The sequence below is a fragment of the Photobacterium rosenbergii genome, assembly GCF_003026455.1.
Lineage (GTDB): Bacteria > Pseudomonadota > Gammaproteobacteria > Enterobacterales > Vibrionaceae > Photobacterium > Photobacterium rosenbergii.
In genome coordinates this window covers 126,647-140,533 of record NZ_PYMB01000003.1, presented here as the reverse complement: position 1 = coordinate 140,533, position 13,887 = coordinate 126,647, and the positions used below count along the sequence as shown (strand labels likewise).

Here is a 13,887-nt window from a genome sequence, read left to right as displayed (position 1 = left end):
TTTAGGGATAGATGAGGCTGGATTTTGAACTTACGTCAAATTGAAATATTTTACGCTGTAATGAAGAGCGGCAGTGTGTCAGGAGCAGCCAAATTACTGCACGTTTCACAACCAAACGTGACTCGAGTGCTCGCTCATACAGAACTGCAGCTTGGCTTTCCTCTGTTCCATCGTAACAAAGGTCGACTTATCCCTTCAAAACAAGCCGAAGTCATATTGCCTGAGGCTGAAAAGCTCTATCGTCAAGTAGGTAACCTGCAATCCCTTACTAGTAAACTGCAGAAAGGGCACTCCCATCTTCGTATCGGTGCTCCACCAATTCTTTCAACCAGTCTCATTCCCCCGGTATTAGCTAAGTTGTGTCAAGTATCGCCAGTGTCAGCTGAAATCTCGACAGGAAATCAGAATGAGCTCTGTGATGCATTATTGGAAAACCAACTCGATTTTGCGATTAGCTTTGGTCACACAGCACCTCCAAGGATAACCAGCCAAGAGTTAGAAAAGGCCGAAATGGCCGCCTTGCTAGCAAACAATCAGTCTTGGCCTTCAAACTCAATAACAATACCTGAACTTCTTAATGTTGCCCCTGTTGTTGGCTTGGATGCGCGTGACCCTCTAGGGCTTGCCGTTAAGCATGCCATCTTAAAACACACCCCTGATTACCACTTTCAGCTATCAGTAAGATCGTACTCTACCGCTGCGGAGTTAGTCATTCAGGGCATGGGCGTCACGATTGTTGACCCTTGGACAGCAAATAACTACCAACAGAGAGTCAGGGTAATCTCATTAGCAGAGCATATCCCTGTCACTATCAGTTTACTTTTTGCCGACCATTCCCCTTTATCTTCAACGGCTAATCAGTTTATTGAGCTTCTTTGTCAGTACTTAAAAGAGAATCCTGCGCAAAGATAAGACACTGTCCCGTCGCAAACCTGAATAAGCTATTCATTACTCTTTATGATTAGAGCAAGGCTTAATCACGCTTTTAGTTTGTAGCTTTAAGGTAGGTTGGCGTAATGATCAGTGTTAAGCAGCAACTGTTACAACCGTTCTCTTTGTCTTTAGTCCTGTTAAGCATCACCTTTCTTCAAGGCTGTGAAGACAAACAAGCTACCGCCCCGCAAGGGCCGCAATATGACATTGGTTATGTCACTGTCGCAACCAATTCGGTCGAGCTCCGCGATGAAATGCCTGGCCGAACGGTAGCCTCCTATGAAGCTGAAGTTCGCCCTCAAGTGGGTGGAATTATCCTCAAGCAATTGTTTGAGGAAGGAACCATGGTGGCAAAAGGTCAGCCCCTCTATCAAATCGACCCAGCGCCATTTCAACTCTCGCTCGATCAAGCCCGCTCAGATCTCAACAAGGCCATAGCTAATCTGGCTACTGCGAGAAATCGTGCTGATAGATACCGTCGCCTCGTCCGGGAAAAGGCAGTTTCACGGCAGGATTATGATGATGCTGTTGCAACCTACCAAGAGGCACAATCCGATGTTGCCAGTGCCAAGGCCAGTGTTGAAAATGCCAAAATCAATCTCAACTATACCAAGGTCAACGCCCCTATTGATGGCAGGGCTGGACGTTCTTCAGTCACTGCAGGGGCGTTGGTGACGGCTAATCAATCTGCCCCTTTGGTAACAGTACAAACTTATAACCCTATGCATGTCGATCTTACCGCCTCTAGTACCGAGTTGTTGCAATACAGGCGTGAATTGGCCCAAGGCGCTTTCAAGCGTAATGATGCTGAGTTAAGTGACATCCAGTTATCTCTCGAAGATGGCACCACTTATGACCAACCCGGCACGATCCTTTTCTCTGACATCAATATTGATGAAACAACCGGTTCTTTTGTCCTGCGGGTTTCCTTTCCAAACCCTCAGCAGATTCTGCTACCTGGCATGTTTGTCAGGGCCTCCCTACCACGAGGGGTGGTCGACAAAGCCATTTTGATTCCAGCCAAAGCCTTAACCCGCACCCCTAAAGGAGAGGCTCAGGTAAGTGTCATTGGGCAAGACAACAAAGTGGAAGTGAAAACCGTTCAAACCGACCGACTCGTTAATAACCAGTGGCTCATCACTAAGGGGCTAAGTGTTGGCGATAAAGTCATTGTCGACGGTTTGCAGTTTGTTCGCTCCGGTGCACCAGTTAGCAAGTCCCATGAAATTAGCACTAAAACGACTAACAATCCTTCGAAGTAAATAGGACGGGTTCATGGCTCATTTCTTTATACAAAGACCTGTTTTCGCTTGGGTGCTTGCGATTTTGGTGATGTTGGCAGGGGTCATTTCCATCATCCTGCTGCCTATTGCCCAATACCCGACTATTGCTCCACCTGCAATTCAGATTTCTGCCACCTACCCTGGTGCATCAGCGAAAACCGCTGAAGACTCAGTGACTCAGGTCATCGAGCAACAGATGAACGGCCTTGATAACCTGCTTTATATGTCCTCAACGTCGGACTCTTTCGGTAATATCACCACGACCCTAACCTTTGCGGCAGGTACAGACCCGGATATTGCCCAGGTTCAGGTGCAAAACAAACTCTCTGTTGCAACCCCATTACTACCTCTTGAGGTGCAAAACCAAGGGGTTAAAGTTGAGAAAGCCAGTAATTCGATTCTGATGGTGATTGGCTTTGTCTCTGATGATCCATCCTTAACCAATGAAGATATCTCAGACTATATTTCCAGTAATGTGCTTGACCCGCTGAGCCGGGTGGATGGCGTGGGGCAAACCCAGTTGTTCGGGGCGGAATATGCCATGCGGATATGGCTTAACCCATACCAACTGGAAAACTATGACTTGATGCCATCGGATATCGTGGCGGCTATACAGGAGCAGAATGCCCAGGTCTCTGCTGGCCAACTTGGTGCAGCGCCAGCCGTACCCGGTCAACAGCTAAACGCCACGATTACCGCCCAATCGCGATTGCAAACTGTTGATCAATTCAAGAAAATTTTGCTCAAGGTCAACCCTGATGGCTCTCAGGTGTTAATGGAAGATGTCGCTAGGGTCCAATTAGGCGCGGCATCTTATCAAACTGTCTCTAATTACAACAAGCAGCCAGCAACAGGGATCTCCATTGCCCTAGCAACCGGTAAGAACGCTTTGGAAACCGCCAATGCAGTTCGGGCCAAACTGGATGAGTTGACCCCCTTCTTTCCTGAAGGCATCAAAGTTGTCTACCCCTATGACACAACCCCGTTTATCGAGATCTCGATAGAGGAAGTGGTTAAAACCCTACTCGAAGCCATCTTCTTGGTATTCTTGGTCATGCTGTTGTTCCTGCAAAGCTTCAGGGCAACATTAATCCCTACCATTGCTGTACCGGTGGTGGTCCTCGGTACATTTGCCGTACTGCTCGCGCTGGGATATTCCATCAATACCCTGACGATGTTTGCCCTCGTACTGGCTATCGGCCTGTTGGTTGATGATGCCATCGTGGTGGTAGAAAACGTAGAGCGGATCATGGAGGAAGAAGGACTTGAGCCAAGGGAAGCCACTGAAAAATCCATGACTGAAATCACCAGTGCCCTAGTGGGTATCGGTATGGTACTTTGTGCCGTATTTATTCCTATGGCCTTTTTCGCGGGCTCTACCGGTGCAATCTACCGTCAATTTTCAATTACTATCGTTACCGCCGTTGCCCTTTCAGTGATGGTTGCCATCATCCTGACACCGACTTTATGTATCAGCCTGCTCAAAACCACAGATGGGCACAAAACGACGGGCTTTGCTGGCTGGTTCAACCGTAACTTTAATAAAGCGACTGAAAAATACACCTCTGCGGTAACCATCATAACCCATAGAAGTGTCCGCTTTTTATTGGTCTATTTAGGTATTGGTGCGGTCATGGCACTGCTGTTCTTGCGTCTACCGAGCGGATTTCTTCCCGATGAAGATCAGGGCATCATGATGAGTATGGTGCAACTGCCAAGTGGCTCAACACAGGAACAAACCTTAGCAATCCTCGATAAAGTGGAAGATCACTTTTTGGTCGCTGAAGAGAAAAACGTCAAATCTGTTTTCTCTGTCTCAGGGTTCAGCTTTGCGGGTTCTGGTGCCAATACCGGGATGATGTTTATCGCCCTCAATGATTGGGATGAGCGCTCAGCTGATGAGGATAAAGTGGGTGCCATTGTCAGGCGGGCAATGATGGCCTTCACCGAAATTCCCCAAGCGTTGATCTTTGCTTTCGCTCCGCCCGCCATTATGGAATTAGGTAATGCCACCGGTTTCGACATGTTCCTCCAAGACCGAGCAGGACTTGGTCATGAGAAAATGACTGAAGCAAGAAACCAATTACTGGGTATGGCGGCACAGAACCCTAACCTCATCCAAGTCCGACCCAATGGGCTAGACGACACGCCACAGTACCATATTCAAATCGATCAATTAAAAGCACGTGCGCTCGGTGTTTCTATCAATGATATCAACAGCACATTAGGGACAGCGCTGGGCAGTAACTATGTCAATGACTTCGTCGATCGGGGCCGTATCAAACAGGTTTATGTCCAAGCCGATATGCCTTATCGCATGAACCCGGCAGATATTATGGAATGGAAAGTCCGTAATCAGTCCGGTGAAATGGTGGCAATGCGCGTATTCAGCGAGGGCGAATGGACTTATGGTTCCCCACGCCTAGAGCGCTATAACGGTACCTCGGCAATGGAAATACTGGGCGAACCCGCGCCGGGTGTCAGTACCGGTGAAGCCATGTTGGAAATGGAGCAAATAGTCAGCCAGTTACCCAAAGGTGTTGGGCTTGAGTGGACGGGTATGTCCTATCAGGAACGAATATCCAGTGGTCAGGCACCTCTGCTCTATGCCTTGTCGATACTCATCGTATTCTTGTGCCTTGCCGCACTGTATGAGAGTTGGGCTGTGCCCTTCTCGGTCATCCTTATCATACCGTTAGCCATATTGGGCGCTGTGACTGCAACCTTGATTTTTGGGCTCGATAATGACGTCTATTTCCAGGTCGGGTTATTAACAACGATTGGGCTTGGCTCGAAAAATGCCATTATGATTGTTGAGTTCGCCAAGTCTTACCATGACTCGGGTGAGGATATGTTCAAAGCTGCTATCCATGCTGCCAAAATACGCTTACGTCCAATATTGATGACGTCACTGGCGTTCGGGATGGGTGTTGTTCCACTGGCAATCTCGAGCGGTGCGGGGTCAGGCGCACAAAATGCAGTAGGCACGGGCGTTGTAGGCGGCGTAATCACCGCCACCTTCCTCGGTATATTCTTTGTGCCATTGTTCTTTGTGGTGGTCACCCGTGTGTTCTACGGCCCGGATAAAGAACCATCTGCTGCAGAGGAGACCAAGAATGACTAAGATAACGTCGCTGGCCTTCTGTATCTATGCCGCCACAAGCTTGGTGGGTTGCACTAACTTTATTCCGAGCTACCAACAACCTGTCGCTCCTATTGATACATCATGGCCGGTAGATGAGAGTGCCAACAACTTCTCGATTTATACCGGTAGCAATGTACCAGGTGTATCTAATAATCAAACATCAAGTCTGGAGCCCTCTATCAGCAGGGTCTCTCCCTATGAGGACTGGCGGGCGTTTATCCAAAGTGACAAGCTGACCCAAGTCATTGAGCTAGCCCTTCGCAATAACCGGGATGTACGGATAGCCATATTGAATATCCAACGTGCTGAAGCCCAATATGGTATCCAGCGTGCAAATCGGCTGCCCAATATTGATCTCGGTGTATCCGGAGCCAACCAACGCTTATCGGAAAACGTCAATAACGGTAACTCTACCATTAGCCGCCAATACAGTGTTGACCTGGGTGTGAGCAACTATGAAATCGACTTCTGGGGACGTATCCAAAGCCTAGAACAGCAAGCACTCGAACAATACCTGTCGACTATTGAGGCAAGGAAAAACACCCAGCTCAGCCTTATCAGCAGTGTGGTTGAAGCCTACCTGACGCTCATCGCTGATCAGCGTTTGTTACGTTTAGCTGAAGACACGCTTCGGGTTCAGCAAGATTCATTAGCCCTGACTGAAAAGAGCTTCAACAGCGGTGTAGCAACCGGGCTAGATGTATCACAAGCCAAAACGACGGTTGCCACAGCACTTAAGGATGTTGCCCTGTTTACCAGTCAGGTCAATGTCGATATCAACGCCTTGAACATACTGACCGGTACGCGGGTACCTATACACCTTCTCCCGCAGCTTTCCGATAATATCGGATTCGCGCCGGTCCATGTGGGGGTGCCTTCGGACGTATTGCTCCGCCGGCCTGATATTCTGTCCGCCGAACACCAGCTTCGCGCGGCCAATGCTAATATCGGCGCAGCCCGGGCTGCCTATTTCCCAACAATTTCACTGACGGCAACCGGAGGGTTACTGAGTGCATCTGCTGATGATCTTTTCTCTGGGGATAGTCGCAGTTGGGTATTCACCCCTAACCTCGTTTTGCCGATTTTTAATTGGGGTGAGTTAGACAGCCAGTTAGATGTATCAATCGCCGATCAACAAATCGCCCTGAATCAATACGAACTGGCAATTCAAACTGCTTTTAGGGAAGTTGCTGATGCCCTTGCAAACCAGGCAACATTGAAAGATCAAGTATCAGCCCAACAAATGTTGGTCGATGCGACAGGCGAAAGCTTCCGCTTATCAAACCTCCGCTTCGACGAAGGTGTTGATGACTATTTCACCGTTCTCGATTCACAACGCGAGTTTTATACTGCCCAGCAAGAACTGATCAATACTAAGCTCTCCGAAGAGCTCAATTTAATCACCTTGTACAAGGTGCTGGGCGGAGGCTGGGTAGAAACAGACGTTCCGATGCCGGATTCATTACCGTCAACTGATGCCCTGTACAACCAACAATATAGCCAATAGACCTAAGTGCTTCGGTGAAAAAAGCCTCAGAGCGATTAGAGGCAAGACAATTGCCATCCTTCTGCACTCTTAAGCAAAAGGATGGCCGATAAAAGGGAATTTTCGCTAGAGGATTATCCCAATTATCACCAACACAATGCTTTCTATCAATCATTTGTCCTGTTGATCGTTGAACCCTCAATTTTTGTAATTAAATTACACCATGGCGAATCACGCATGCTATCAAACACTTGAAAAGTGACCCACATCACACTATTATTCTTCATGTGGCAGCAATAAAGTCACTAAATGGTAATTTTATTACAGATTGATGATAGAGGTATATTATGAACTACGATTCTCTTATGGCGATGCACTACCTTGTTTCAAAGCGCGTTAAATCTCAAACCAAGCAAAAACGTAAGTAACAGCTGATCTCTCAGGCTTAGCTGAGAAGCCAGCCAATAAGTACAAACTTCAACCAGAAAATCCCAAGACATAATGACGAGTAAGCCCTCCTTAAAGGAGGCAGATATAACGACTCCCCCTCTAAATCACTCGTCATTTAGAAATGAAGCTAAAGATCTTCTTCATCAGCACTGTAATTACTGAGAAACGCTTGAAAGGACTCATTTTGCATTAGCTGTTGATACCCTTCTTCAATTAAGGCATCCACCTGTTCAGGATCCAAGCTCAAATCTGTCGGGATCTGATTGAGATAATGCTTTTGCTTTATATCCGTCACATCTTGCAGGTTGATATCAACAAAGTAAGTCGACATCTGTACGTCTTCCGTTGATAGAATCGTTGCCCATCGATCCATTGTTCTTGCAAACAAGCTTTTAGATGCGTCATTAAAGCGGTGGAGCTGTATATCTGTCATCGCCGACAACGTCTCTCTGATTGTCGGTTCTTTGGTTGATCGCTCCATCTGAAAATCAGGTGATGTTGAGGCGTCGACAACAATCATCACAAAATGCGGCAATGGCTTTGCACCAATTCGCTTAAAGAATGCTTCACCGCCTCCTGAACTTTCAATGACATCATAAAACGACAACAACCCAAGATTGTCAGTAATACCGCCGTCGACAAGATGAATAAACGTCCTGTCGTATTTATCTTGATAACTTTTCAACCCTTCGACCGTATGCCGGGTATGTGCCTTTCTATCATCATCTGAAGATAATTCAATAAGCTGGCTTTGCTCGCAACCTTCATGGTTTCTCAGGACAACGGGATTAAATACCAAAGGTACCGCCGAGGAAGCCGTTACTGCATTGGCAACAGGATAGGTTGATAAATCCGAACACAACAGATCAAAATATTCTTGAAGGAACGAAAACCTTATTCCGCCCCCTAAGTCTGATGCATTAACCACCACGATAGGTTTATCTGGCCGGTTCATATCGGCAAAAGTAGCGCCATAAAATAGATTTTGTTGATAGTAATCGATAGTCCGCTGGGTCCTTCCCCCGGTAGTGAACCAAGTCTTCGGGCTTAAAACACGCGAAAAGAGATCATCACTGATACTGTGATAAAGAAAGTCTCCCTCAAAATCAGAAAAGAGCTTATCGCCATACAGGCCGTAATATGCCGCAGTAAAACTGCCACCAGATACCGAACTGATAAAATCAACTTCTTCCAGGACAGGCTTTGTGGGTTGCTCGAGCTTTAGTGATGTATCTCTCAGCGCTTTCATCACGCCGTATGATAATGCTGCAGCCCGTGTTCCACCGCCAGACATGGCGATAGCGACAGTAATTTCCCCCTTATTAACCCTATTTGCAGCTGTCGTGAGTGAATAGGTGTTCTCTGTATTCAAAGCAAGCTTAGGCTCATTGACGACTTTCCCATAGGTTGTGCAACCACAAGTCGTAACCCCCAGCAGCAAGCCTATTACTTTCTTTGCTAAACGCATTACACATTACCTATTCGGTTCTCTTTTTCTTTTAAACTAGCTGATACTGAGTAATGGAGTTGTAGCAACTAAGCGACTATAACCTGAAGTTATACCGTTGAAACATTTAAGTATTCGAGCTTGCGTCTAAGCTGATTTAAGGTGTTATTACGATAGCAAATACCAAGGATGAACCATGCAAATTCCACAACCTTACCTCTTGTTCCTCGGCGATGTCACAGATCCTCTCTCTGCCAAAACGGCTAGGGGAATACTTCAATGGCGACCGGAAATCTGTATCGGCCAGCTTCGACTAACACCAGAGACTGTCAGTCTTGAACTAGCGGATCTCTCCTTAGAAGATGCGTATGCCAAGGGTGCAAGAACGTTGGTTTTGGGAACGGCGAACTCAGGTGGTTTTATTCCGCAAAGTTGGCTGACGACACTTGAACGCGCCCTCGACATAGGTTTTAACTTAGCGTCAGGTATGCACCAACGACTGGGTGATAACCCAACATTGGCACAGAAAGCCAGGGCCAATAATTGTAAGTTATTCGACATCAGGCACTTCGATGGTGGTTTGGAAGTAGGAAACGGAAAACCCCGCGCAGGTAAAAGGCTGTTAACTGTCGGAACAGATTGCTCTGTCGGTAAAATGTATACGTCCCTCGCCCTTGAAAAAGAGATGAACAAGCAAGGCCTAAAAGCCCAATTCTGCGCCACAGGCCAGACCGGCATTTTTATCTCTGGCAAAGGAATAGCCATTGATGCGGTGGTGGCTGATTTTATTTCTGGTGCCACTGAAGCTATCAGTCCTGCATTTGATGACCATGACTGGGACATCATCGAGGGACAGGGCTCACTACTCAACCCTTCATTCGCAGGCGTAAGTTTAGGACTTTTGCACGGCGCCCAGCCAGATGCACTGGTGCTTTGCCACGAAGTGGGACGTCAGCACATTCGCCACTTACCTCATATGCCTATGCCGGATTTAGCCCCTGTTATGGAAGCAAACCTGATGGCTGCCCGCCTGACCAATCCCGAAGCTAAATTTGTTGGGATCTGCCTCAATACTTCAGCACTGGATATTGAAGATGCCCGGGCATACTGTGAACAGCTTGCCAGCCAATTCCAATTGCCTGTCACCGACCCGGTTCGATTTGGTGTCTCTGCTATTGCCGAGCAACTTCACCAGCATTAAAGGAGTGCCAATGGAAATCTCTGCTCGTCATGAACGCTTCGAACTGGCAAGGCCATTTGTTATTTCCCGTGGTAGCCGCACCCATCAAGATGTTGTTGTTGCAACGGTAAAGCTAGGGGATCGTAGTGCAACAGCTGAATGTACTCCTTATGCTCGCTATGGCGAGAGCATCGAAAGTGTTATCAAGCAAATAGAAGGCTTTAGTGATGCTCTTGCACAGCAGCCAGACCTATCAGCCAAATCGGTTCAGCAAGAACTCGTACCACAATTGCCTGCCGGAGCGGCAAGGAATGCTATCGACTGTGCGCTTTGGCGGCTCAATGCAGGAACAAACTTCCCTGCACCGCTGTTTGATATCAAGCAGCAGATCACCACGGCTATGACGGTATCTATCGACACTCCGTCAACAATGGCCCAACAAGCGAGTGAGCTTTGTGATTTAGGGGCAAAGTTACTCAAGGTAAAACTTGATGACAAACTCATCATCGAGCGGGTTGCAGCAGTTCGAAATGCGGCACCCGAGTGCGAAATTATCTTGGATGCCAACGAAGCATGGGAACATGAACCTTTAACCGAATTGTTCACCTCACTGAATGAATACAACATTCGGATGATTGAACAACCGGTTCCAGCAGGGAAAGATCATTTGTTGAAGGGCATACCTCACCCTATCCCTCTGTGTGCTGATGAAAGCTGCCATACCAGTGATGATCTAGCAAAATTGGTGGGTTGCTACGAGATGATCAATATCAAGCTAGATAAAACTGGCGGGTTAACTGAAGCCATAAAGCTTGCACAGCAGGCTCGAGCACAAGGGCTGGAGGTCATGGTCGGTTGCATGGTCGGTACATCACTTGCTATGGAGGCGGCCCTGCCTGTTGCCAGCCAAGCTGCATTAGTCGATCTAGATGGCCCAGTGCTGTTAAAACATGACCGTGATGATGGTTTGGTTTATCAAGATGGTTTAATACTGACTTAACCCCGACCGATTTAGACCTGAGTCTTGGCAAAAAAAAGCGCAAGCCACATCAATGGCTTGCGCTTTAAATCATCAAGTAAAATCAGTTTACGACTGACTGACCACTTCTGTTTGGTCCCAGCTTTGCTGTGCTTTAGCTTGTGATTCTGCCTTCTTGCCCTGCATCCTAAGAACGGCAATAGGACCAGTAACCAGCGTCACAGCAATCAAAATGGAAACAGGTACTGCAGTGATCACGATGAACGACTGCAATGCGTTCAAGCCGCCGTCACCAGCAAGTAGAAGTACCCCTGCAATCACGCCCATCGCCAATGCCCAGAACAGACGCTGTGATTTTGATGGCTGGTTATCGCCAGAAACCACAAGGGCAATTGAGTAAGCCATTGAATCGCCCGTTGTCACAACAAACGTTGTCGTCAATACCAAGAATGCCGGAATCAAAAGCTCGTTGAATGGCAACTGAGCCAATGACGCTAGCAATACCGCTGGCAAGCCTGAGTCAGCAAGCGGGCCTGAAATACTGCCTGGAACCTGCAGTTCAAAGAAAATTCCGGTTCCGCCCAATACAGTAAACCAGAAGTTGGTTACGATCGGCGCTGCTACTGCGATGGTCAGAATCAGTTCACGGATACTACGGCCTTCAGAGATGCGCGCAATAAAGATGGCCATCATAGGTGCGAAGCCGATAAACCAGCCCCAGAAGAACCAAGTCCACCACTGACTCCACGCTGGGCTGTCAGCATTCACGCTCATTTCAGGCAAATGCTGGATGTAAGAAGCAAAAGCCAGTCCGAAATGTTCAAAGATAAATTGGGTTGGACCAAACACCAGCATAACCATCAGCAAAGCAAACGCACCGACAATATTAAAACGACTCAGCCATTGAAGGCCTTTATCCATACCGGTAAATGCTGATAGCGAGTAAATTGCCACAACGACGGCCAAAATCACCATTTGACCAGAGGCATTATTTTCAATACCTGCAACGACTTCAAGGCTGTAACCCAACTGAGAGGCAAGGAAACCAATCGGCCCAATTGTGCCTGCCGCTACCGCAATGATTGAACATGCATCAATCACAGAACCAACCCAATGGTTCTCCAACTTATTACCTACAAGAGGATATAGCAAAGCACGAGGGCGAAGTTTTACCCCACCTTGATGGTGTGCGTACATCAGAACAATCGTTGCTAGCGTGCCTAGTGCAGCCCATGCCAGAAAGCCCCAATGCATGAAGCTTTGGCTAAGAGCCGGAACAACTGCAGCTGCTGATTGCGCTTCAACGCCATCAAAACTTGGCGGCATTGTCATGAAATGATAGATAGGCTCTGCCGCTGACCAGAACACACCACCACCTGCTAGCAGAGTACACATGATCATTGCCAACCAACGGAATGTACCGATTGTAGGCTTGCTATTTATAGCGCCAAGGCGTTGCTTGCCATATGGGCTTACCGCAATGACGAGGGCAATAACGAGGTTAATTACCATCAGCCACTGCCAAAACTGGCCAAATGCAGCTGTCGAATACGAAAACGCGGTATTAATGATCTGACTGATTAATTGCAAATCGTAGAGGGAGAAGAGGAGAAACAGTCCTAGGAAACTAATAGTTAGAACTGAAACTTTTTTGTCGCTACCTTTTAGGGTATTGCTTAGCATAATAATCTCACGGTGTGTGTGAGGGGCGGCACTTTAACAGCTCATCCCCCACCACACCAGTGAAATATTTCTTTATATTTTATAATGACAACTCAAATACATAGCATCATTTATCTACGACCCAGCAAAATACTCAACTATTATAGGTAGTTATAAGGCTTGCTACCCACTCCGGGTTAAATGCTTTGAACACGAAATATTTTTTGTGATGTGGTTCAAAATTACATCAAATTCGAAGTATGAAAATGCCAACAATACTCACCTCATTTCATTTGTTTAACCAAGTGCTCCGCTAACAGATGGCTATGCAGGTTACGTTGAGTAAGAGATTGTGACTGTTTTCCTGCACTTACCACCTCTAACCAGTGTTCAGCCATGGCATGAAAGCCTTTGGCTGCCAGCATGGGTGTCCAATCAGCGAGTTTCAGACGCTCTTCTTTATTACCCTGCCAACAACTTCCCTCGGTAAAGGAGTCAAACCGGTAACTGACATTTTGATAGTTGGCCGATACCGTTTCCATTGTCGCGCCGTTCTGCCTGTTCATAGAGGCATGGAAAAGTGTTTCCCCCTGCTGCCATTGCACATCCAATCTACCCAATAAAGTTTGCCCGCCTCTTTGAACAAATTGTCTAGTCACAAAGGTATCATCTGGTGAAATGCTGGCATTAACATTAATACTGTCTAGCGGGTGAATGAAGTCGTCAAAAATGAAAGTACGCGCCTCCCCCGGCAAATCATGGCGATGCTTCTCCCAGCGTAATGACAATAGTGGAGGTGTAGTCTGGTTATCGCCTGTTACGCCCGGCAAGAATTGTTGATAAAGCGGGATATAACGACGGTTGAACCCCATAAATAGAGGAACCTGATGACTTTCTGCAAGATCATAGAGTTGCTCGCACTGCTGGTAGTTATCCGCCAGAGGCTTGTCAACAAAGACAGGAACACCAAGTTTCAGAAAATACTCGGCTATCATAGGATGTGAAGACGTCGCACTGTGGATCATAACAGCATCTACCCCAGCCTTAGCGAGGTCACGATAATCTGTATAGGATTCCTTCACATGGTACTTCTTGGCCAGCTGCTGTAAGCGTTCAGGGTTACGGGTACAAAACACCCACTCCACATTTTCCATTTGGGTTATTACTGGCAAGTGGGCTTTAACAGCAATATCGCCTAATCCGATTAGGGCAATTTTCATTTTTTTTCCTTACTAAACTTAGGCTAACGGTTTATGACACTTATTTTACTTTTTCGCGAGTAAACTCTGATAGAATCCCGTCTCCATTTTATGAAGTGTATT

At 47.1% G+C, this 13,887-nt stretch carries 9 protein-coding genes; 6 read left to right on the top strand and 3 right to left on the bottom strand.

Annotated elements, in window-relative coordinates; translation table 11 throughout:
- The first annotated feature begins 24 nt into the window (after positions 1–24).
- The 4 genes from C9J01_RS10420 (at position 25) to C9J01_RS10405 (ending at position 6,868) form a co-directional block, all read left to right on the top strand.
- Positions 25–912 carry a LysR family transcriptional regulator gene (locus C9J01_RS10420; protein WP_107298085.1) on the top strand — a complete coding sequence of 296 codons (888 nt, stop codon included), beginning with the start codon at positions 25–27 and terminating at the stop codon, positions 910–912.
- A 104-nt stretch (positions 913–1,016) separates the two neighbouring features.
- A complete protein-coding gene (locus C9J01_RS10415; RefSeq protein WP_107298084.1) occupies positions 1,017–2,195 on the top strand; it encodes an efflux RND transporter periplasmic adaptor subunit in 1,179 nt (392 codons plus the stop codon).
- A 13-nt stretch (positions 2,196–2,208) separates the two neighbouring features.
- Complete coding sequence (locus C9J01_RS10410; RefSeq protein ID WP_107298083.1) at positions 2,209–5,340, top strand: efflux RND transporter permease subunit; 3,132 nt, start codon at positions 2,209–2,211, stop codon at positions 5,338–5,340.
- Positions 5,333–6,868: an efflux transporter outer membrane subunit gene (locus C9J01_RS10405; RefSeq protein ID WP_107298082.1), complete on the top strand. Its 1,536-nt coding sequence runs from the start codon at positions 5,333–5,335 to the stop codon at positions 6,866–6,868. The genes C9J01_RS10410 and C9J01_RS10405 overlap by 8 nt, the downstream gene beginning before the upstream one ends.
- Positions 6,869–7,424: 556 nt before the next feature.
- Here the strand turns inward: C9J01_RS10405 and C9J01_RS10400 are convergent.
- The gene (locus C9J01_RS10400) at positions 7,425–8,765 is read right to left on the bottom strand and encodes a patatin-like phospholipase family protein (protein ID WP_107298081.1); all 1,341 of its coding nucleotides are present in this window, start codon (positions 8,763–8,765) and stop codon (positions 7,425–7,427) included.
- Positions 8,766–8,940: 175 nt separating this feature from the next.
- Here C9J01_RS10400 and dgcN point away from each other — a divergent pair, with 175 nt between their 5' ends.
- On the top strand, positions 8,941–9,945 hold the full coding sequence (dgcN, locus tag C9J01_RS10395; RefSeq protein ID WP_107298080.1) for an N-acetyltransferase DgcN: 1,005 nt from the start codon (positions 8,941–8,943) through the stop codon (positions 9,943–9,945).
- A gap of 10 nt (positions 9,946–9,955) precedes the next feature.
- The gene (dgcA, locus tag C9J01_RS10390; RefSeq protein WP_107298079.1) at positions 9,956–10,924 is read left to right on the top strand and encodes an N-acetyl-D-Glu racemase DgcA; all 969 of its coding nucleotides are present in this window, start codon (positions 9,956–9,958) and stop codon (positions 10,922–10,924) included.
- A gap of 87 nt (positions 10,925–11,011) precedes the next feature.
- Here dgcA and C9J01_RS10385 read toward each other — a convergent pair whose 3' ends face one another.
- Together C9J01_RS10385 and C9J01_RS10380 are read right to left on the bottom strand one after the other, a co-directional pair.
- Positions 11,012–12,586 carry a BCCT family transporter gene (locus C9J01_RS10385; RefSeq protein ID WP_107298078.1) on the bottom strand — a complete coding sequence of 525 codons (1,575 nt, stop codon included), beginning with the start codon at positions 12,584–12,586 and terminating at the stop codon, positions 11,012–11,014.
- A gap of 263 nt (positions 12,587–12,849) precedes the next feature.
- On the bottom strand, positions 12,850–13,785 hold the full coding sequence (locus C9J01_RS10380) for a Gfo/Idh/MocA family protein (protein ID WP_107298077.1): 936 nt from the start codon (positions 13,783–13,785) through the stop codon (positions 12,850–12,852).
- Positions 13,786–13,887: the final 102 nt, after the last annotated feature.